Source organism: Streptomyces sp. NPDC053474, assembly GCF_044544845.1.
Taxonomy (GTDB): domain Bacteria; phylum Actinomycetota; class Actinomycetes; order Streptomycetales; family Streptomycetaceae; genus Streptomyces.
This window is the reverse complement of sequence record NZ_JBITXV010000002.1, coordinates 528,768-546,203: the sequence shown is the minus strand read 5'-3', so window position 1 is coordinate 546,203 and position 17,436 is coordinate 528,768. Positions and strand designations below refer to the sequence as shown.

Genomic DNA, 17,436 nt, shown 5'->3' with positions numbered 1-17,436 from the left:
CCCCGGCCGACGTACCCAAGCCTCCCCACGCCACACGGCCGGACGGCCCGAGGACCGGAGGCCGGGCGGCCCGACGCCTTGAGACGGACAGCCCGGCGACCGGGCAGATCCCACGCCGTAGGCCGAGCCCGGAGAGACGTAGCTCACCTCCCAGGCGGCGAGAACACGCGCATCACCGCTCCGGCGGCGAGAACACGACGAGAACCCGCAGGTCCTCGGTGATGTGGTGGAACTTGTGCGGCACCCCGGCCGGGACGTACACCACGCTGCCGCGCGCGACCGCCGTCGTCTCCATGCCCACGGTGATCGACGCACGGCCGCTGACGATCATGTACACCTCGTCCTGGCGGTGGGGCTGCTGCGGATCGGTCTCCCCGGCGTCCAGCGCGTAGAGCCCGACCGACATGTTCCGCTCCCGCAGAAACTGCAGATACGCGCCGTCGTTCGCGGCTCGCTCCGCTTCCAGCTCGTCCAGTCGGAATGCCTTCATCGCTCTTGTGCGCCCCTTGCCCCAGGTCGTGGACCGACCGCTGTCTCCGTACGTCTGCCACGATCAGACACATGAAGAATTTCGTAGTCAAGACGATCGCCAACGCGGTGGCTCTGGCCGTCGCGGTCTGGCTGCTCGACAAGATCACGCTCACCGGCGACAGCACGGGCGGGAAGGCGCTCACGCTGCTTGTCGTCGCACTGCTCTTCGGTCTGGTGAACTTCCTGGTCAAGCCCGTCGTACAGGTGCTCACCTTCCCGCTGTTCGTGCTGACGCTCGGCCTGATCACCCTGGTGGTCAACGCCTTGATGCTGCTGCTGACGTCGTGGCTCTCCGACAAACTGGATGTCAGTTTCCACGTCGAGGGCTTCTGGACCGCGGTGTTCGGTGGCCTGATCATTTCGATCGTCTCCTGGGCGCTGAACGTCGCCCTGCCCGACCACAAGGACTGACCCGACCGATGCCCTCCGCCGCCCCGTCGTCCCGCCCCGCTGCAACGCCGTTCAGCGTCTGCTTCGTGTGCACCGGCAACATCTGCCGCTCCCCCATGGCCGAGTCGGTCTTCCGCGCCCTGGTGCGCGACGCCGGTCTCGAAGGCCTCGTCCTGGTGGACAGCGCGGGCACCGACGGCTGGCACGAAGGGGACGCAGCCGATCCGCGCACCGTCGCCGTCCTGGCGTCGGCGGGCTTCGACACCACGCACGTGGCCCGGCAGTTCCAGGCGGACTGGTTCGCGCGACTCGACCTCGTGATCGCGCTCGACCGCGGCCACGAGCGCGCCCTGCGCCGCCTGGCGCGGACTCCGCAGGACGCGGACAAGGTACGGCTGCTGCGCTCGTTCGACCCCTCGGCCGAAGCCGTCGGCGACCTCGACGTCCCGGATCCGTACTACGGGGACTTCGTGGGCTTCGAGGAGTGCCTGAAGATGGTCGAAGCGGCGTGCGAGGGCTTGCTCGACGTCGTACGGGAAGCGGTGGAAGGACGGTCGGCATGACGGAAGCGGAGCGGATACGCGCGGCGGGCGCGGGCCCCGCGGCGGCCACGGGCTCCAGCGACGACACGGCCCCTGAGCCGACGGCGAACTCCGGCGACACGGACCCCTCTCCGACGACGAGCCCCACCGCCGAGCCCGGCGGCGCGCGACCGCTGGGTACGGGCGACGGCACGCGCGCCGTGCGCGCCGGGCTCCCCGAGCCCGTGAAGCACGAGCCGACGCTGCCGGGCCCCGTCTTCGCCGCGCACTTCCATCTGCCCGGCGACCCCACGGGTCCGTACACCTACGGCCGCGACGAGAACCCGACCTGGACGCTCCTGGAGCGAGCCATCGGGCAGCTCGAAGCCCCGGACGACGCGAACGGCGACGTGGAGACGCTGGCCTTCGCCTCCGGCATGGCCGCGATCTCCGCAGTGCTCTTCTCCCAGCTGCGCACCGGCGACGCCGTGGTGCTGCCGAGCGACGGCTACCAGGCGCTGCCGCTGGTCCGTGAGCAGCTCACCGCGTACGGCATCGAGGTCCGCACCGCGCCCACGGCCGACGACGCACAGCTCGACGTGCTCGACGGCGCCCGGCTGCTGTGGCTGGAGACCCCTTCGAACCCCGGCCTCGACGTCTGCGACGTCCGTCGGCTCGTCGACGCGGCACACGCGCGTGGCGCCCAGGTCGCCGTCGACAACACCCTCGCCACCCCACTCGGCCAGCGCCCGCTCGACCTCGGCGCCGACTTCTCCGTGGCCAGCGGCACCAAGCAGCTCACCGGCCACGGCGACCTGCTGCTCGGCTACGTGACCTGCAGGAATGCCGAGCACGCGGCCGCCGTGCGGCGCTGGCGCAAGATCGTCGGTGCCATCCCGGGGCCCATGGAGGCCTGGCTGGCGCACCGCTCGCTCGCCACGCTCCAGCTGCGCGTCGACCGGCAGAACGCGAACGCCCTGGCTGTCGCCGAGGCGCTGCGCGGCCACGCCGACGTGACCGGCCTGCGCTACCCGGGCCTGCCCGACGACCCCTCGCACAAGATCGCGGCCCGGCAGATGCGGCGCTTCGGGTGTGTGGTCTCGTTCGTGCTGCCCTCACGCGCGCGTGCGGACCGATTCCTCGACGCGCTGCGGCTCGTGGACGACGCGACGAGCTTCGGAGGCGTGCGTTCCACCGCTGAGCGGCGCGGCCGCTGGGGCGGGGACGCCGTTCCGGAAGGGTTCATCCGCTTCTCGGCCGGAGCTGAGGACGCCGAGGACCTGGTGGCCGATGTGCTGCGTGCGCTGGACGAGACCGCGGACTGAGCTCCGCCGCCGCCCGGCCAGGGCGTGTCCCCGTACCCGGCCTCCGGGGCGGACGTACGGGCTACGTACATCGGACGGTCCGAACCTCCCCCCTCGTGGCTCGGACCGCCCTCGGTTCTGCGCGCGAAGAACCGCGCGAACAAGGCTAGTTGACTCTGTGTCAGTGTCCAATCACAGTAGCGACAGCAACCTATCGACAAATTTATAGTTGTGCTGCGCCGGGGGCCGACGGGGAGGAGAGGTGGCACCATGGATCTGGCCCTGTTGCGCACATTCGTCACGGTGCACCGGGCCGGCTCGTTCACCCGTGCCGCCGCCCTCCTCGGTCTGTCCCAGCCCGCGGTGACCTCGCAGATCCGCACGCTGGAGCGCCAGCTGGGACGTCCGCTCTTCCTGCGTCAGGCCCGTGGCGTCACCCCGACGACCATCGGCGACGAGCTCGCCCACAAGGCCGCCCCGCACCTCGACGCGCTGGTGGAGATCGCCGAGGCCGGGCTCGACGAGGACTCGTCGATTCGCACCCTGCACCTTGCGGGACCACCCGAGTTCACGGCGGAGCGGGCTCTTCCGACCCTCACCTCGCTGACCGGGGCCGACGGGCAGGGTTTCGCCTTGCGCGCGTCGTTCGGCAACGCCGAGGAGGTCCTGGAGGGGCTCGCCGCCGGGCACCACGACCTGGCCATCACCACCGCCCGTCCCCGCGGCGCTCTGCTCACCGCGACACCGCTCTGCGACGAGGAGCACGTCCTGGTCGCGGCACCGCGCTGGGCCGCCCTGATCGGCCCCGGCAAACTGCGCCGCAAGGGCGCCCTGACCGTCGAGCACCTGCCGGTCGTGGAGGTCCACGAGTCGCTGCCGCTCGTCTCCCGCTACTGGGCCGCCGTCTTCGACTCCCGCCCGGCCGCGTCGGGCGCCGTCATCGTGCCGGATCTGCGGGCCGTTCTGGCCTGTGTGATCCAGGGCGCCGGGCTCGCCGTCCTGCCCCGCTATCTGTGCACACCCGCCCTGGAGCGGTGCGAGGTCGTGGCGCTGCTCGACCCCGCGGTGCCCCCGCTGCGGACGTACTTCCTCGTCGTACGCACCGGCACACTCGCCATGCCGCACATCGCGCGGGCGCACGAGTGGCTGCTGCGTGCTGCGGTCGACTGGACGTAGGGCGAGCTCCGACTGGTTCGCGATGTTTCACGTGGAACAGTCCGGGCCACATTTCTCCCATGACCGTCCGACCAGTGGTCAAGCGCACCGCACGTGCCGTCCTTCTGGACGGGAACCATCTGATCCTCATCAAGCGGACCAAGCCCGGCGTGGATCCGTACTGGGTCACCCCCGGTGGTGGGGTGGAGGCCGAGGACGCGACGGTGGTCGACGCGCTCCACCGCGAGGTGCACGAGGAACTCGGCGCCAAGATCACTGATGTGGTGCCGTGCTTCGTGGACACGGTCGAGCACATCGGCGAGGACGGTGGTGCCACCGGCGTGAAGGTGCAGCACTTCTTCGTCTGCCGCCTGGAATCCATGGACCCGGGGCAGCGGCACGGCCCCGAAGTCGAGGAGCCGAGCGGCGAGTACGAGATCGTCCGGGTGCCGTTCACCCGTGTCGGCATCGCCTCGGTCCACCTCGTGCCGCTGTCGCTACGGCACTACTTGGACGGCAATATCGAGGGCGTACGCGCGATGCACGCGCCTGACCTGGGCTGAAGCTCCTGGCGAAGGGGCTTTGGCGCCGCGTTTGGTGCGCCGCTCTTGGTGCGCTGCTGCTGGTGCCGCGGTGGTCAGTCGCCTGTGCGCGTCAGTCGCCTGTGCTCATCAGCGGCCCACGACGGTCAGCCTCCCGCGGCGACCAGTTCCTCCACCGAGTCGTGCCTGATCCGTCCCGCCGGTATGCCCACCTTCCGCAGCGCGTCGACACCGCTGCGGATCATTCCGGGTGGGCCTGACAGATACGCGTCGTACTCGTTCCAGGGGCCGTACTCGCGCACCGCGTCCGGCAGCTGCGCGCGGGTGTCGACGACAGGGCGGACGGCCAGCCAGGGGTGTGTCTGCTGGAGCCGCAGCATGGTGTCGATGTCGTACAGGTCGTGGTTGGTGCGGGCGCCGTAGAACACCTCGACGGGGCGCCGTCGGCCATGCTCGGCGACGTCCTCCACGAGGGCCTTGATGGGGGCGATGCCGGTTCCGCCGCCGAGACAGAGCAGCCCGCTGTCCGTGCTGTGGTCGACGGTCATGGAGCCGGACGGCGGTCCGAGCCGGAGCACGTCTCCGGGGCGCGCGTGGTGCACCAGCGCGTTCGAGACCCAGCCCGCCGGGACCGCCTTGACGTGGAAGGAGAGCAGCCCGTCGGAGCGCGGCGCCGAAGCGAAGGAGTAGTGCCGCCAGATGCGCGGCCACCACGGCGTCTCCAGGCTCGTGTACTGCCCGGCGAGGAAGGGGTAGGGCTGGTCCGGGCGGACGGTGATGACGGCGATGTCGGACGTCCGCAGGTCGTGCGCGACCACCTCGGCGTACCACCAGGCTGGCGCGCGCAGCTCGTCCTCGGCCGCCGCGTCGATCATCACCTGGGAGATCGTCGTGTACGTACGAACCCACGCGGCCTCGGTGTCGTCGTCCCAGACCGCGCTCGCGTACCGGCTCAGCGCCCCGATCAGACACTCCCCGACGGCCGGGTAGTGCTCGGACTGCGTGCCGTACTTGCGGTGCCCGCGACCGAGGTTGCGCAGGTAGTCAACGAGGACGTCGGCCTGGTCGATGTGCTCCGCGGCGGTCAGCAGGGCCGTCAGCAGCCGGTCGCGCTGGGTGTCCATCGCCGCGGGGAACAGCGCGCGCAGGTCGGGGTGGCGGGTGAAGAGCAGCGCGTAGAAGTACGAGGTGACCTTGTCGGCGATGGGGGCGATTTCGGCCATGGTGCGCCGGACGAGAACGGCGTCGGGGGACGGGGCGGGCTCGGGGGAGGCCTTGGGGAGGTCGAGGAGGGCTTGAGCGGCGGGTTCCGGGGCCGCGCTTCTTGCGGCAGGAGTGTTGCTTTCCGGGCTAGTGTCCCCTGTGCTCGGAGCGCCGAGTTCCGTGCCCGCACCCTCCGCGGCCGGAACGCTGACTCCCGGAGCCATGCCCCCTGCGGCCGAAGCGCTGGTTCCCGGGCCCGCGTCCCCTGCGATCGGAGCCCCGAATTCCGGGGCCGCGCCCTCCGCGGCCGGAACGCTGACTCCCGGAGTCACACTCGCTGTGGCCGAAGCGCTGGCAACCGGACCCGCGTCCCCTGCGGTCGGAACGCCAGGTTCCGCGCCCGCACCCTCCGCGGCATGAACTCCGGCTCCCGGAGCCACGCTCCCCGCGGCCGAAGCGCTGGCAGCCGGACCCGCGCCCTCCGTAGCCTCCGCGTCCTCGGCAGCCGGAGCCGTGGCCACGGCCTCGGGCATCGGAGGCCTGGCTCCGCCTTCGGGAGCCGGAAGCGTCTCGGGAGCCGGAAGCGTCGCCGTGCCGCTGCCCGTCCCGTCAACCCCGGTGCTCCTGGAGCTGGTTGGCGTGCGCCCTGCCACCGTCCACCATGAAGTCTCCGTAGCCGTACGGAGGGACGCGTCGGGCATGGGCTCCCGGACGGCTTCCGCGCCTTCCGGGACCGGATCAGGAGTCGGCTCCGGCGCGGCGGACCGGGCAGGCGGTATTCGCCCCGCCTCGGCTTCGGCAGGCCCGGCGGCCGGTCTGCCGAGGGGCCGTATGGTCGCTACGCGCCGAACCTCGGGCACCTGGCGGCGCGTGCGCTCAGCGCCCTCCGGCCCCTCCTGGCCCGGCTCGGCACGCTCCGCGCCGCCCGCGCCCTCATCGGAGGCAGCCGCCTCCTCCGGCCGCTCCGGCGGCCTCCGTGGCGTGAACCAGTTGCTGCCGTGCCCGGAAGTGCCGTTGCCCGCCGACGTGGTGGTCGGAGCGTCCATGCTGTGCCTCGCCTCGAACATCTCTCAGTCGGTCCGCGCACTTCCTCACCGGAAGGTGCTTGCTTTCCCGCCTTGCCTCGGCAACCCATGTTGATCACATTGAACCCTGACGCCCCACGCTTTACGGACAAGTAGGGAAAGATGTGACATTGGCCGCAGTCACCTCTCCCGCAGCATCGCATCCACGCCCGTCGTGCGGGGCCCTTAGCCGGAAGAACGGGTCCTCGATCTCTTTACCCCGTTAAACTTTGCTGATCCGTGCGCGCCTCCAGGGGTGCGTCTCCCACGCACCCGGCGCGCGCACCGAATCCCACCCGGCTTGAACCGGACTCGACCATACCGGCACCCGTCGAACACACAAGTGCCCTTCTTTCATTCGGAATTCTGGGATCCACCCTCTCCGACCGCTTCCCTCACCGACGCGCGCACCAATGCGTACGCCTGCCGCAGATCCCGCCCGACGTAGGAGTGAGTGGCCAGGTCGACCAGCCGCGCATCCGCGTTGACCGCGACCGAAACCGGCACCGCGGCGAACAGATCCAGGTCGGAGAGCGAGTCGCCATAGGCAACGCAATCGGCCAGGTCCACGCCGAACTCTTCACAGAGCCGGTTCGCGACCTTCACCTTGGCCGCCGCGTTGAGGATGCCCGTGGGGTCCACAGGCTCACGGAACGGCACCGAGGGGAAGCGGGAGCCGTGCGCGGCATGGGCGCCCCAGCCGAGCAGTCGTTCGACGAAGAACGAGGGCGAGAGCGAGACCACGGCGCAGTAGTCGCCGTTCGCCCGGATCTCGGCCCAGGTGTCCTGGATGCCGGACAGCCAGGGCGCGCCGTCGAAGGCCGTTCCCACATGGGCGTCCGTGAGATCCGCCCACAGCCCGTGGACTCGTACCCCGTACTGAGCCGAATCGATACGACCCGAGACGAAATCCCGTTCAAGTGCGGCTATTTCTTGTTCCAGCCCCAGTTGCCGGGAAATCTCCACGGGTGCCGCCGTGCCGTACAGCAGCGTTCCGTCCAGGTCGAAGAGGTGTAGGCGCGCCATGTACGCCGAGGCTAGTACCCGCGGTTACTCCCGCTGTCAGACGCCGTGGTCCGCTGCTCCCGGCACGGTGTTTCACGTGAAACTACGTCGCCCCGCACGCCGGGCCACCCTCGTTGTCCATGTCGCCGCCTCGGCGGGCTGGCTCGGGCTCACCCTCGGGCTGCTCGCGCTCGCCACGGCCGCGATCACCACCGAGTCCCACCCGACCATTGAGGCCTCCGTCCGCGCGATGAAGGTCTTCACCGACTGGCTCGTCCTCCCCCTGGCACTCCTCACCCTGCTGAGCGGCCTGCTGCTCTCGCTCGGTACGTCCTGGGGACTCGCCCGCCATCGCTGGGTGTACACGAAGTTCTGGCTGACGCTGGCGACGACGGCCGCGTCGACCTTCGCGCTACGGCCAGGGGTCAACGAAGCGGTCGCGACCGTGTCCGCGGGGGACGCCCTGGCCAGTTCGACCGACCTCATCATGGGACCGATCGTCTCCCTCAGTGCTTACCTCTTCATGACAGTCATCTCCGTACTCAAGCCCTGGGGGCTGACCCGGCGGGGCCGCCGCCTACGCGCCGCTCACCAGCGTGGTCAGAGGAAACTTGGCGAAAAGCAGCGTGCTTCTCCCCACAAAGAGGTGGACGCCGAGGTCATGCGTCAGACAGCCTGACCCGCGTGTCGACACCTACCCTCTCCGCACTGCCCATCCGTAGGCTCACGCCTCGCGACCTCACCGCCTGTGCCGATCTGTCCGAGGACCGCGGCTGGCCCCGCGAGGAACACAAATGGGGGCTGCTGCTCTCGGCCGGGACGGGCTACGGCATCGACGACCCCGACGGCCCCGGCCTCATCGCCGCGTGCGTCGTGACGCAGTACGGGCCGTACGAGAACCCAGGACTGTCGGCGATCGGCATGGTGCTGGTCGCCGAACGGCACGCCCGCAAGGGCATCGGCCGCCATCTGATGCGCACCGTCGTCGAAGGCGCGGGCACCACCCCGCTGACCCTGCACGCGACGCCCAGCGGCCGCCCCCTCTACGAGGAGCTCGGCTTCAAGACGACCGGCCGCGCCGAGATGGTCCGCGGCCGCTTCGCCGTCGACGGCCCGGACGCACAGGTGCCGGGCATCTCCACCCGGGCGGCGACCGCGGAGGACCTGCCCACCCTGGTCCGGCTCGACACAGCGGTCTTCGGCCTCGACCGCACCCACATCATCACCCGCCTCCCCGCCTTCACCGATCAGCTTCGGGTCGCGGAGGCGGACGGGGAGATCATCGGCTATGCGGGGGCCTGGCCGAACATGGAGACCCACGTCGTCGGCCCGCTGGTCGCCCGGGACACGGACACGGCCAAGGCGCTCATCGCCTCGCTCGGCGCCCGCACCGACCGCCCGCTGCGCACGGACATCGACATCCGCCACGAGGAACTGCTCGCGTGGGTGAAGGCACACGGCCTGGAGTCCATCGCCTTCAACTCCGTGATGACGTACGGCATCCCGGAGCTGCCCGGTGACTGGACGCGCCGGTTCGCCCCGCTGACGGTGGCGGCGGGCTGAGCGCGCAGGACTGCTTCCACGCCGAAGCCCGCCCTCACCTGCCGTGACTCTTCCGGCAGGTAAGGGCGGGCTTTCCCTTGGGCCCCGGTCAGGCCTCAGGAGGTGGGCGGGCTAGACGAGGGCCTCCACAGCCGCCGTCGCGAATCCGTGGTCCTGCTCCGGGGCGCCACCGCCGACACCGATGGCACCGATGAGGCGGCCGTCACGGTGGACGGGCACGCCGCCCGCGATGAACAGCAGCGGCCGGTCGAGGGCCGTCGGCAGTGTGTGGAAGAGGCCGCCGGGCTGGACCGCGTCCACGAGGTCGGCGGTCGGGGTGTTCAGCTGGAGCGCGGTGTACGCCTTGCGCGTGCTGGTCTCGCCGGCGATCAGCACCGCCCGGTCATCACGCCGGAAGGCGAGGAGGTGGCCACCGGCGTCAAGGACGGTGACGCTGACGTGGACTCCGGCGGCGTCGGCGGCGCGGTGTGCGGCGCTCACGAGGGCCTCTGCGTCGGAGATGGTCAGCGGGGCGACGGCGGTGGGGGCGGGGGTGGTGCTCACGAGGAGTCTCTCCTTGATGGAACGGTGTTTCGGTGAGGCCCCTCGCCCCGGGCCAGTGGAAGCCGGGGCGAGGGAGGCTTGGGGTCAGTGGTGGGCGGCCGCCGCGTGCTCGGGCACGGGGGTGGCGCCGGTGACGACCTTGGTGGGCGCGGGGGACCGGCGCTCCAGTGCCGCCGAGAGGAAGGCGAGGACGAGGGCGGACGCGGCGAGCACGGCACCGACCCAGTTCGGGGCGGTGTAGCCGAAGCCCGCGGAGATCACGATGCCGCCGAGCCAGGCCGAGAGGGCGTTGCCCAGGTTGAAGGCGCCGATGTTGACGGCGGAGGCGAGCGTGGGCGCTCCGGAGGCCTGGTCGAGGACCCGCTTCTGCAGCGGCGGCACGGTGGCGAAGCCCAGGGCGCCGATCAGCATGATGGTCACGGCCGAGGCGATCTTGTTGTGCGCGGTGAGCGTGAAGACACCGAGGACCAGGGCCAGCGCGCCGAGCGAGACGTACAGCATGGGCATCAGCGCGCGGTCCGCGAACCGGCCGCCGATCAGGTTGCCACCGACCATGCCGAGGCCGAACAGGACGAGCAGCCAGGTCACGGAGGACTCCGAGTAGCCGGCGACCTCCGTCATCATCGGCGTGATGTAGGTGATGGCCGCGAACACGCCACCGAAGCCGAGCACGGTCATCGCCATGGCGAGCAGCACCTGCACGTTGCGGAACGCGCCGATCTCGTGGCGCAGGCTCACGCCCGCGGGCTTGGGCAGGTCCGGTACGAGCTTGGCGACACCGGCGAGGCCGACCACGCCCAGGGCGGCGACGATGACGAAGGTGATCCGCCAGCCGATGGCCTGGCCGACGAACGTACCCAGCGGGACGCCGACCACATTGGCCACGGTCAGGCCCGAGAACATGGTGGCGATGGCCCCGGCCTTCTTCTCGGGGGCGACCAGCTCGGCCGCGACGACCGAGCCGATGCCGAAGAAGGCACCGTGGGCGAGGGAGGCGACGACGCGTCCGGCGAGCATCACGCCGAAGGCCGGTGCGACGGCCGAAAGCAGATTGCCCGCGATGAACAGGCCCATCAGCAGCATGAGCATCCGCTTGCGCGAGATCCGGGTGCCCAGGGCGGTCATCAGCGGGGCACCGAGCACGACGCCCAGGGCGTAGCCGGTCACGAGGAACCCTGCCGTGGGGATGGAGACGTCGAAGTCACCCGCGACCTCGGGAAGGAGTCCCATGATCACGAACTCGGTGGTCCCGATTCCGAAGGCCCCGATCGCTAGGGCCAGAAGCGCGAGAGGCATGGAGCTACCTTCCAAACGATTGCGGGAGCGCTTAACGTGCGTCCACAATAGTTGCAGACGCTGGCTAATTGCAAGCGCTGGATATTGCAGCAGTGGACTATCCTGGACGCAGCCGCTCTGGGACGCAGGAAGACGGAGGAAACGCCATGACAGCGACCGACCCCGCACTCACCGCGCTGGCCCAGGGCTGGTGCGCGCTCTCCCTGCTCCACGGGAAGATCGAGTCCCATGTGGAGCGGGCGCTCCAGGCCAAGCACGGCCTGAGCGTGCGGGAGTACAGCCTGCTCGACGTGCTCAGCCGCCAGCACGACGGCGAGGGCGGCCATCTGCAGATGAAGCAGGTCGCCGATGCCGTGGTCCTCAGCCAGAGCGCCACCACCCGCCTGGTCACCCGGCTCGAGGAGCGCGGTCTCCTCCTGCGCTACCTGTGTCCCACCGACCGGCGCGGCATCTACACGAACGTCAGCGAGAGCGGCAACCAGCTCCTCGCCGAGGCCCGGCCCACCAACGACGCAGCCCTGCGCGAGGCCCTGGACGAGGCCGCGCAGAACCCTGAGCTCGCCCCGCTGGTCCGGGTTGTCGAAACGGTGCGCGCGCCTGTGTGAGGCAGGGCCTGCCGGAGCGGCGGGTGCCGCGAGGCAGGGGGCGGGGGCCGAGCGGCGGGAGGCGGGTGCCGTAGGCAGGCGGCGAGCGTCGGGGGCGGGCGGCGAGCATCGTGGGCGCGGCGAGCATCGTGGGCGCGGCGAGCGCATGAACCGGCGGTCGTCGCCTCAGCCCGAGAGGCCCACAAGCCGTACAGGCCCTGTAGGCCCTACAGGGCCCAGATCATCACCTCCGAGGCCGCACCCGCAGGTCGCCGCCGACCCCACGCCCTCGCCCAGCGGCCTGCGGCCCTGCGGGCTGCGGGCTGCGGGCTGCGCATAGGCTGCGGCCATGGGAGATCTTGAGATACGACCTGCCGTCGCCGATGACATCCCCGCGATCGTGGCCATGCTGGCCGACGACCCCCTCGGCGCCCAGCGCGAGTCGCTGGAAGACCTCACCCCGTACTACCCCGCCTTCCAGCGCCTCGCCGAGGACCCGAACCAGCACCTGGTCGTCGCCGTCCGCGAAGACCGTGTCGTCGGCACGCTCCAGCTCACGATCATTCCGGGCCTTTCCCGGAAGGGCGCCACGCGGTCGATCATCGAAGCGGTACGAGTACACGCCGAGGAGCGGGGCAGCGGCCTCGGCACCCGGTTCATCGAGTGGGCCGTCGATGAATCCCGGCGCCAGGGCTGCCAGTTGGTGCAGCTGACCTCGGACGCCACCCGCACCGACGCCCATCGCTTCTACGAGCGCCTGGGCTTCACCGCCTCACACGTGGGCTTCAAGCTCCAGCTCTGACAGCGGGCGCTTCAAGCTCCAGCTCTGACGGCGGGCGGTGACGCCGCTGAACGGCCGCGGCCATACGAAGCGCAAGACCCAGGTTGTCCTGCTTCGCTGTTTCACGTGAAACAGGACAACCTGGACCTCGTCTCCGCGCCGCGTCCTGGTCTGCGGCGGGCCCTTGTCCGCAGTCGGCGCTCGACCGCAATCGGCCCTTCACCACAGCCAGTTGACGTTCGCGGTCTACGCGAGGCCCCGCCACCCCTCCGGGTCCACCCCGCCGGGCACCGGAGCCTTCGCGTCGTACGGCTCCCGTGTGAAGACGAACGACCCCAGATCGAGATGGCTCACCGAACCGTCCGGTCGCCGGACCGCCCTCAGGAGCTCGCCCGCGTAGTACCCGTCGAGCCCGGTCCACGTCCCGTCACCGTTTGGCCGGAAGTGCGAGCCACGGCCGCCGCCCGCGAGCGGGCCCAGCTGGACCTCGCCATCAGCCGCGAGACGCAGCACCTGGGCACTCGTCCCCCAGTACCAGGGCCCGGTCAGCTCCAGCACGGCCGGGTCGACCTCGCGCAGCGGCCGCCAGGGCTCGGGGATGCGCGGCTCCGCCTCCGCCACGATCCTTACGAGCTCGGCCGCCACCGTGGCCACCGGGAGGCCTGAGGTGCAATTGGCGAGGACCACGGCCGCGACATCGGCCTCCTCACAGGTCCACAGGCTGGCGACGAAGCCCGGCAGCGAGCCCGTGTGCCCAATGAGCGCGCCGCCGCTGAACCGGACGATGCCGACACCGAGCCCGTACGTCTGCTCCGCGTCACCGAACTCCGCGACCGCCGTCGGCGCCTTCATCTCCCGGACCGTGTCGAGACAGAGCACACGGTCGTCGCCCCGCATCAGGAACACGGCGAACCGCGCCAGGTCAGCCGTCGTCGACCACAGCTGCCCGGCCGGAGCCATGAGCCCCAGGTCCTCCACGGGCTCCGGCAGCAACACGTCGGCCCACGGATGCACCGCCCAGCCACCCGCGTGCGGAGCCATCGGCTGCCCGCTCGTACGGTCCAGGCCGAGCGGTTCCAGGACCTCCCCGCGCAGTACCTCCTCCCACGGCGCACCACGCAACGCCTCGATCAGCGAACCCAGCAGCGTGTAGCCAGGGTTGGAGTAGTGGAAGCGGCGTCCCACCGGGTGCTTGAAGGGCTGCTCCCCCAGGACGTCACTCAGCTCGGGCCGCAGCGAAGCGGAGCTGCGCTCCCACCACTGCCCCGGCGTCTCGGCCGCGAGTCCGCCTCGGTGCGACAGGAGTTCAGCGATCGTGACCTCGCCGACGCCGGTGCCCGGCAGATGCTTCTCCAGCGGATCGGAGAGATCGAGCACGCCCTCGTCGCGCAACCGCATCACCAGAACAGCGGTGAACGTCTTGGTGATCGATCCGATGCGGTACTGCACATTCTCGTCCGGCCCATGGCCGTCGACCGAGGTCCGGCTCCCCGTCCACACCAGCTTGCCTCCCCGCACGACGGCGGCGACCAGGGAAGGCGCTCGCCCCTCCGCCTGAGCAGTGGCAATCCGATGGGTCAAGGCGCGGCGCGTAGAGGGAAGCAGTTCTTCGTTTGTCATGGGGTCAGTTCATACGGGTGTGAGCCTGGACGTCGAGCCCATAACGAACGCGTCCGTGCCCACGGAGACGCCGCCGGTCCACGTCCTGCTCTGGCCACACCATGTTTCACGTGAAACGTCCGCGCTTGCGTACGGGTTGCCCTTGTTCGACCCGGTCGCGGCCTGCCTAGCGAGGACGCCAAGACCGAGGACGTACTCAGGAAGCTCGGGCGGACAAGGCCGCCCACCTGTTGATCGAAATCGCCGCGCACCCCACACGATCGCACCTGTGACCCACGTCTCGTCAGCGCATGTCACGAATCGGCGGCCCTGCTCTGTCTACCTTTCGACGCCGCACCGGCGGTGGGCATCGGAGGGAGAGCGTGATGGCAGCGCACATCGTGGTTCTGGGAGCGGGTTACGCGGGCGTGGTCGCGGCCAAGTCGATCGCCAAGCAGACCGGCACCCGGGTGACCTTGGTGAACGCGAGCGACCGGTTCGTCGAGCGGGTGCGAATGCACCAAGTCGCGGTGGGCCAGCGGGTGCGCCAGCGGCCGATCGCCGAACTGCTTACGGGCGCACCCGTGGAGTTCGTCGTCGACCGAGTCGTCGCCATCGACGCCGAGCGTCGCGAGGTCGTCCTGGCCGAGGCCGCACCCCTCGGCTACGACACGCTGGTCTACGCGCTCGGCAGCCTCGCCGCCCACGACGCCGTGCCGGGTGCCGCCGAGCACGCGTATCCGCTGGCCGTCGCCGAGGACGCCGCCCGCCTGCGGGCACGGCTTGCCGCGGGCGGCACCGTCACGGTCGTCGGCGGCGGTCTGACCGGCATCGAAGCCGCGGCCGAACTGGCCGAGACACGACCGGAGTTGAAGGTACGCCTGGTCACCGGTGGTGCGCTCGGCGCGGCGCTCTCCGAGCGGGGACGACAGCACCTGCGGCGCGTCTTCGCCCGCCTCGGTATCGAGGTACGGGACCACGCCAAGGTCACCGAGGTCCGCGCGGACGGCGTACTTCTCGCCGACGGCGCGCTGCTGCCCTCGGACACGGTGGTGTGGACGACAGGCTTCCGAGTACCGGGGATCGCACGCGAGGCCGGTCTGGCCGTCGACGACCACGGGCGCGTGCTCGTCGATCCGACGCTGCGCTCGGTGTCCCACCCGGACGTCTACGCCATCGGCGACGCGGCCGCCGCTCGGCGGCAGGACGGGCAGGAGCTGCGCATGGCCTGCGCCACCGGGCTGCCGTCGGCGGCGCATGTGGCGCGGTCGATCAGCGACCGCCTGGCGGGCCGCACCCCGAGCCCGCTGCGCTTCCGGTACCTCAACCAGTGCGTCAGCCTGGGCCGCCGCGACGGCCTCATCCAGTTCGTCCGGGACGACGACAGCGCGGTCGAACGCGTGCTCACGGGCCGCGTCGCCGCCTGGTACAAGGAGTTCATCGTCCGGGGCGCTCTGTCGGCGCAGCGCCACCCGGGCCTCGTGAAGCTGACCCCGCGGGGGAGCAAGGCGGCGTAGGCGGACACGCGCGCACCACCCTGCCTCGCGCGCTAGGTCTGGGCCATGTCCACGAAGCGCGAGTAGTGGCCCTGGAAGGCGACGGTGATCGTCGCCGTGGGGCCGTTACGGTGCTTGCCCACGATGATGTCCGCCTCGCCCGCGCGCGGTGACTCCTTCTCGTACGCGTCCTCGCGGTGGAGCAGGATGACCATGTCGGCGTCCTGCTCGATGGAGCCGGACTCACGCAGGTCGGAGACCTGGGGCTTCTTGTCCGTGCGCTGTTCGGGACCACGGTTCAGCTGCGAGAGCGCGATGACCGGCACCTCGAGCTCCTTGGCCAGCAGCTTCAGGTTTCGCGACATGTCCGAGACTTCCTGCTGGCGGCTCTCGGCGCGCTTCGAGCCACCGGACTGCATCAGCTGCAGATAGTCGATGATCACGAGCTTGATGTCGCTGCGCTGCTTGAGGCGGCGGCACTTCGCGCGGATCTCCATCATCGACAGGTTCGGGGAGTCGTCGATGTAGAGCGGCGCCGCCGAGACCTCGGGCATCCGGCGGGCGAGCCGGGTCCAGTCCTCGTCCGTCATCGTGCCGGAGCGCATGTGGTGCAGCGCCACGCGTGCCTCCGCGGACAGCAGACGCATCGCGATCTCGTTGCGCCCCATTTCCAGGGAGAAGATGACGCTGGGCAAGTTGTGCTTGATGGACGCGGCACGTGCGAAGTCGAGGGCCAGCGTGGACTTACCCATGGCGGGGCGGGCCGCGATGACGATCATCTGGCCCGGGTGCAGACCGTTGGTGAGCGAGTCGAAGTCGGTGAAGCCCGTCGGCACACCCGTCATCTCGCCGCTGCGGGAACCGATCGCCTCGATCTCGTCGAGGGCACCCTCCATGATGTCGCCGAGCGGCAGGTAGTCCTCGCTGGTGCGCTGCTCGGTGACGGCGTAGATCTCGGCCTGGGCGCTGTTGACGATCTCGTCGACGTCGCCGTCCGCCGCGTACCCCATCTGCGTGATGCGGGTGCCCGCCTCGACCAGGCGGCGCAGGACCGCGCGCTCGTGCACGATCTCCGCGTAGTACTCGGCGTTCGCCGCGGTCGGGACCGTCTGGACCAGGGAGTGCAGATACGAGGGGCCGCCGACCTTGGTGATCTCACCGCGCTTGGTGAGCTCGGCGGCGACCGTGATGGGGTCGGCGGGCTCGCCCTTGGCGTACAGATCGAGGATCGCGGTGAAGACCGTCTCATGGGCCGGGCGGTAGAAGTCGTGGCCCTTGAGCACCTCGACGACATCGGCGATGGCGTCCTTTGACAGGAGCATGCCACCAAGCACGGACTGTTCCGCGTCCAGGTCCTGGGGCGGTACGCGCTCGAAGGAGGGGCTCCCTCCGTCCCAGCCCCGCTCGTGCTGCTCGTCACGGCCCTGGCCGCCGTCACGGCGCGGGCGGGACACGGGCAGCCGGTCCCCCGGTCCGCTGTCGGCCCACGGGTCGTCCAAGGGCTCGGAAATACTCACCGGGCCACCTCCTCCCGTCCGCCGCGCGGACCTCGCCGTGCCCCTCTTTCCTACGGCACGACACTGACAAATAAGGGGGCCCAACTCCGGTTCTGACGCGTCGGATTTGCGTGGTTTCCCCGATGACAGGACGAGGCGGGCGCCGCACAACCGTAGGCCCGTCGGCACCGTCAGCCAATCTGGTTATCCACAGGCGCTGTGGATGACTGCCCCGATGCTGTGGAGAACCCCGGGAAACCTGTGCACGGCTCGGTGGACAGCCCTGTGAACAAGCCCTCAGACAACTTTCCACAGCCGCCCTGACCTGCATCTTTCCCATCCACCGGCTGTGCAGAAGAAAAA

General features: G+C 70.4%; 17 protein-coding genes. 10 read left to right on the top strand and 7 right to left on the bottom strand.

Annotated features, from left to right (window positions below; all coding sequences use genetic code 11):
- Window positions 1-172 precede the first annotated feature (172 nt).
- Window positions 173-490, bottom strand: a complete 318-nt coding sequence (locus ACIG3E_RS06090) for a cupin domain-containing protein (RefSeq protein ID WP_144319868.1) — start codon at window positions 488-490, stop codon at window positions 173-175.
- A gap of 71 nt (window positions 491-561) precedes the next feature.
- Here ACIG3E_RS06090 and ACIG3E_RS06085 point away from each other — a divergent pair, with 71 nt between their 5' ends.
- From ACIG3E_RS06085 to ACIG3E_RS06065, 5 genes are all read left to right on the top strand, one after another.
- The gene (locus tag ACIG3E_RS06085; RefSeq protein WP_138960663.1) at window positions 562-942 is read left to right on the top strand and encodes a phage holin family protein; all 381 of its coding nucleotides are present in this window, start codon (window positions 562-564) and stop codon (window positions 940-942) included.
- An 8-nt stretch (window positions 943-950) separates the two neighbouring features.
- Window positions 951-1,484, top strand: coding sequence for a low molecular weight protein-tyrosine-phosphatase (locus ACIG3E_RS06080; protein ID WP_399611821.1), 534 nt, complete (start codon window positions 951-953; stop codon window positions 1,482-1,484).
- Window positions 1,481-2,767, top strand: coding sequence for a cystathionine gamma-lyase (locus tag ACIG3E_RS06075; RefSeq protein ID WP_399611818.1), 1,287 nt, complete (start codon window positions 1,481-1,483; stop codon window positions 2,765-2,767). Before ACIG3E_RS06080 ends, ACIG3E_RS06075 begins: the two co-directional genes overlap by 4 nt.
- A 249-nt stretch (window positions 2,768-3,016) precedes the next feature.
- Entirely contained in the window at window positions 3,017-3,922 is a 906-nt protein-coding gene (locus tag ACIG3E_RS06070) for a LysR family transcriptional regulator (protein WP_399611815.1), read from the top strand.
- Between the two features lie 59 nt (window positions 3,923-3,981).
- The gene (locus tag ACIG3E_RS06065) at window positions 3,982-4,464 is read left to right on the top strand and encodes an NUDIX domain-containing protein (RefSeq protein WP_138960666.1); all 483 of its coding nucleotides are present in this window, start codon (window positions 3,982-3,984) and stop codon (window positions 4,462-4,464) included.
- Window positions 4,465-4,589: 125 nt separating this feature from the next.
- Here ACIG3E_RS06065 and ACIG3E_RS06060 read toward each other — a convergent pair whose 3' ends face one another.
- The gene (locus tag ACIG3E_RS06060) at window positions 4,590-6,179 is read right to left on the bottom strand and encodes a globin domain-containing protein (RefSeq protein WP_399611812.1); all 1,590 of its coding nucleotides are present in this window, start codon (window positions 6,177-6,179) and stop codon (window positions 4,590-4,592) included.
- Between the two features lie 885 nt (window positions 6,180-7,064).
- On the bottom strand, window positions 7,065-7,736 hold the full coding sequence (locus ACIG3E_RS06055) for an HAD family hydrolase (protein ID WP_399611809.1): 672 nt from the start codon (window positions 7,734-7,736) through the stop codon (window positions 7,065-7,067).
- Window positions 7,737-7,812: 76 nt separating this feature from the next.
- On the opposite strand from ACIG3E_RS06055, the gene ACIG3E_RS06050 reads away from it, so the two are divergent.
- Entirely contained in the window at window positions 7,813-8,394 is a 582-nt protein-coding gene (locus tag ACIG3E_RS06050) for a DUF2269 domain-containing protein (protein WP_399611806.1), read from the top strand.
- Between the two features lie 5 nt (window positions 8,395-8,399).
- Window positions 8,400-9,278 (top strand): GNAT family N-acetyltransferase, encoded by an 879-nt coding sequence (locus tag ACIG3E_RS06045; protein ID WP_399611803.1) that lies wholly within the window; start codon window positions 8,400-8,402, stop codon window positions 9,276-9,278.
- Window positions 9,279-9,389: 111 nt separating this feature from the next.
- On the opposite strand, the gene ACIG3E_RS06040 is transcribed toward ACIG3E_RS06045, so the two are convergent.
- Entirely contained in the window at window positions 9,390-9,821 is a 432-nt protein-coding gene (locus ACIG3E_RS06040) for a heme-binding protein (RefSeq protein WP_399611800.1), read from the bottom strand.
- Window positions 9,822-9,905: 84 nt separating this feature from the next.
- Window positions 9,906-11,117: an MFS transporter gene (locus ACIG3E_RS06035; protein WP_242719886.1), complete on the bottom strand. Its 1,212-nt coding sequence runs from the start codon at window positions 11,115-11,117 to the stop codon at window positions 9,906-9,908.
- A gap of 146 nt (window positions 11,118-11,263) precedes the next feature.
- Here ACIG3E_RS06035 and ACIG3E_RS06030 point away from each other — a divergent pair, with 146 nt between their 5' ends.
- A complete protein-coding gene (locus ACIG3E_RS06030; protein WP_399611796.1) occupies window positions 11,264-11,722 on the top strand; it encodes a MarR family winged helix-turn-helix transcriptional regulator in 459 nt (152 codons plus the stop codon).
- A gap of 328 nt (window positions 11,723-12,050) precedes the next feature.
- Window positions 12,051-12,503 (top strand): GNAT family N-acetyltransferase, encoded by a 453-nt coding sequence (locus ACIG3E_RS06025; protein WP_399611794.1) that lies wholly within the window; start codon window positions 12,051-12,053, stop codon window positions 12,501-12,503.
- A gap of 225 nt (window positions 12,504-12,728) precedes the next feature.
- Here the strand turns inward: ACIG3E_RS06025 and ACIG3E_RS06020 are convergent, their stop codons facing one another.
- Window positions 12,729-14,102, bottom strand: coding sequence for a serine hydrolase domain-containing protein (locus ACIG3E_RS06020; RefSeq protein ID WP_399611791.1), 1,374 nt, complete (start codon window positions 14,100-14,102; stop codon window positions 12,729-12,731).
- A 365-nt stretch (window positions 14,103-14,467) separates the two neighbouring features.
- On the opposite strand from ACIG3E_RS06020, the gene ACIG3E_RS06015 reads away from it, so the two are divergent.
- Window positions 14,468-15,598 carry an NAD(P)/FAD-dependent oxidoreductase gene (locus ACIG3E_RS06015; RefSeq protein ID WP_399611788.1) on the top strand — a complete coding sequence of 377 codons (1,131 nt, stop codon included), beginning with the start codon at window positions 14,468-14,470 and terminating at the stop codon, window positions 15,596-15,598.
- Window positions 15,599-15,630: 32 nt separating this feature from the next.
- Here the strand turns inward: ACIG3E_RS06015 and dnaB are convergent, their stop codons facing one another.
- A complete protein-coding gene (gene dnaB, locus ACIG3E_RS06010) occupies window positions 15,631-17,094 on the bottom strand; it encodes a replicative DNA helicase (protein ID WP_399611785.1) in 1,464 nt (487 codons plus the stop codon).
- Window positions 17,095-17,436 lie beyond the last annotated feature (342 nt).

Excerpts from the sequence above, each read along its gene's own strand:
- ACIG3E_RS06030 (WP_399611796.1), top strand. The coding sequence starts at position 11,264 with ATGACAGCGACCGACCCCGCACTCACCGCGCTGGCCCAGGGCTGGTGC.
- ACIG3E_RS06015 (WP_399611788.1), top strand. The coding sequence starts at position 14,468 with ATGGCAGCGCACATCGTGGTTCTGGGAGCGGGTTACGCGGGCGTGGTC.
- ACIG3E_RS06025 (WP_399611794.1), top strand. The coding sequence starts at position 12,051 with ATGGGAGATCTTGAGATACGACCTGCCGTCGCCGATGACATCCCCGCG.
- ACIG3E_RS06055 (WP_399611809.1), bottom strand. The coding sequence starts at position 7,736 with ATGGCGCGCCTACACCTCTTCGACCTGGACGGAACGCTGCTGTACGGC.
- ACIG3E_RS06085 (WP_138960663.1), top strand. The coding sequence starts at position 562 with ATGAAGAATTTCGTAGTCAAGACGATCGCCAACGCGGTGGCTCTGGCC.
- ACIG3E_RS06020 (WP_399611791.1), bottom strand. The coding sequence starts at position 14,102 with ATGACAAACGAAGAACTGCTTCCCTCTACGCGCCGCGCCTTGACCCAT.
- ACIG3E_RS06060 (WP_399611812.1), bottom strand. The coding sequence starts at position 6,179 with ATGCCCGAGGCCGTGGCCACGGCTCCGGCTGCCGAGGACGCGGAGGCT.
- ACIG3E_RS06035 (WP_242719886.1), bottom strand. The coding sequence starts at position 11,117 with ATGCCTCTCGCGCTTCTGGCCCTAGCGATCGGGGCCTTCGGAATCGGG.
- ACIG3E_RS06075 (WP_399611818.1), top strand. The coding sequence starts at position 1,481 with ATGACGGAAGCGGAGCGGATACGCGCGGCGGGCGCGGGCCCCGCGGCG.
- ACIG3E_RS06065 (WP_138960666.1), top strand. The coding sequence starts at position 3,982 with ATGACCGTCCGACCAGTGGTCAAGCGCACCGCACGTGCCGTCCTTCTG.
- ACIG3E_RS06070 (WP_399611815.1), top strand. The coding sequence starts at position 3,017 with ATGGATCTGGCCCTGTTGCGCACATTCGTCACGGTGCACCGGGCCGGC.
- ACIG3E_RS06080 (WP_399611821.1), top strand. The coding sequence starts at position 951 with ATGCCCTCCGCCGCCCCGTCGTCCCGCCCCGCTGCAACGCCGTTCAGC.
- ACIG3E_RS06090 (WP_144319868.1), bottom strand. The coding sequence starts at position 490 with ATGAAGGCATTCCGACTGGACGAGCTGGAAGCGGAGCGAGCCGCGAAC.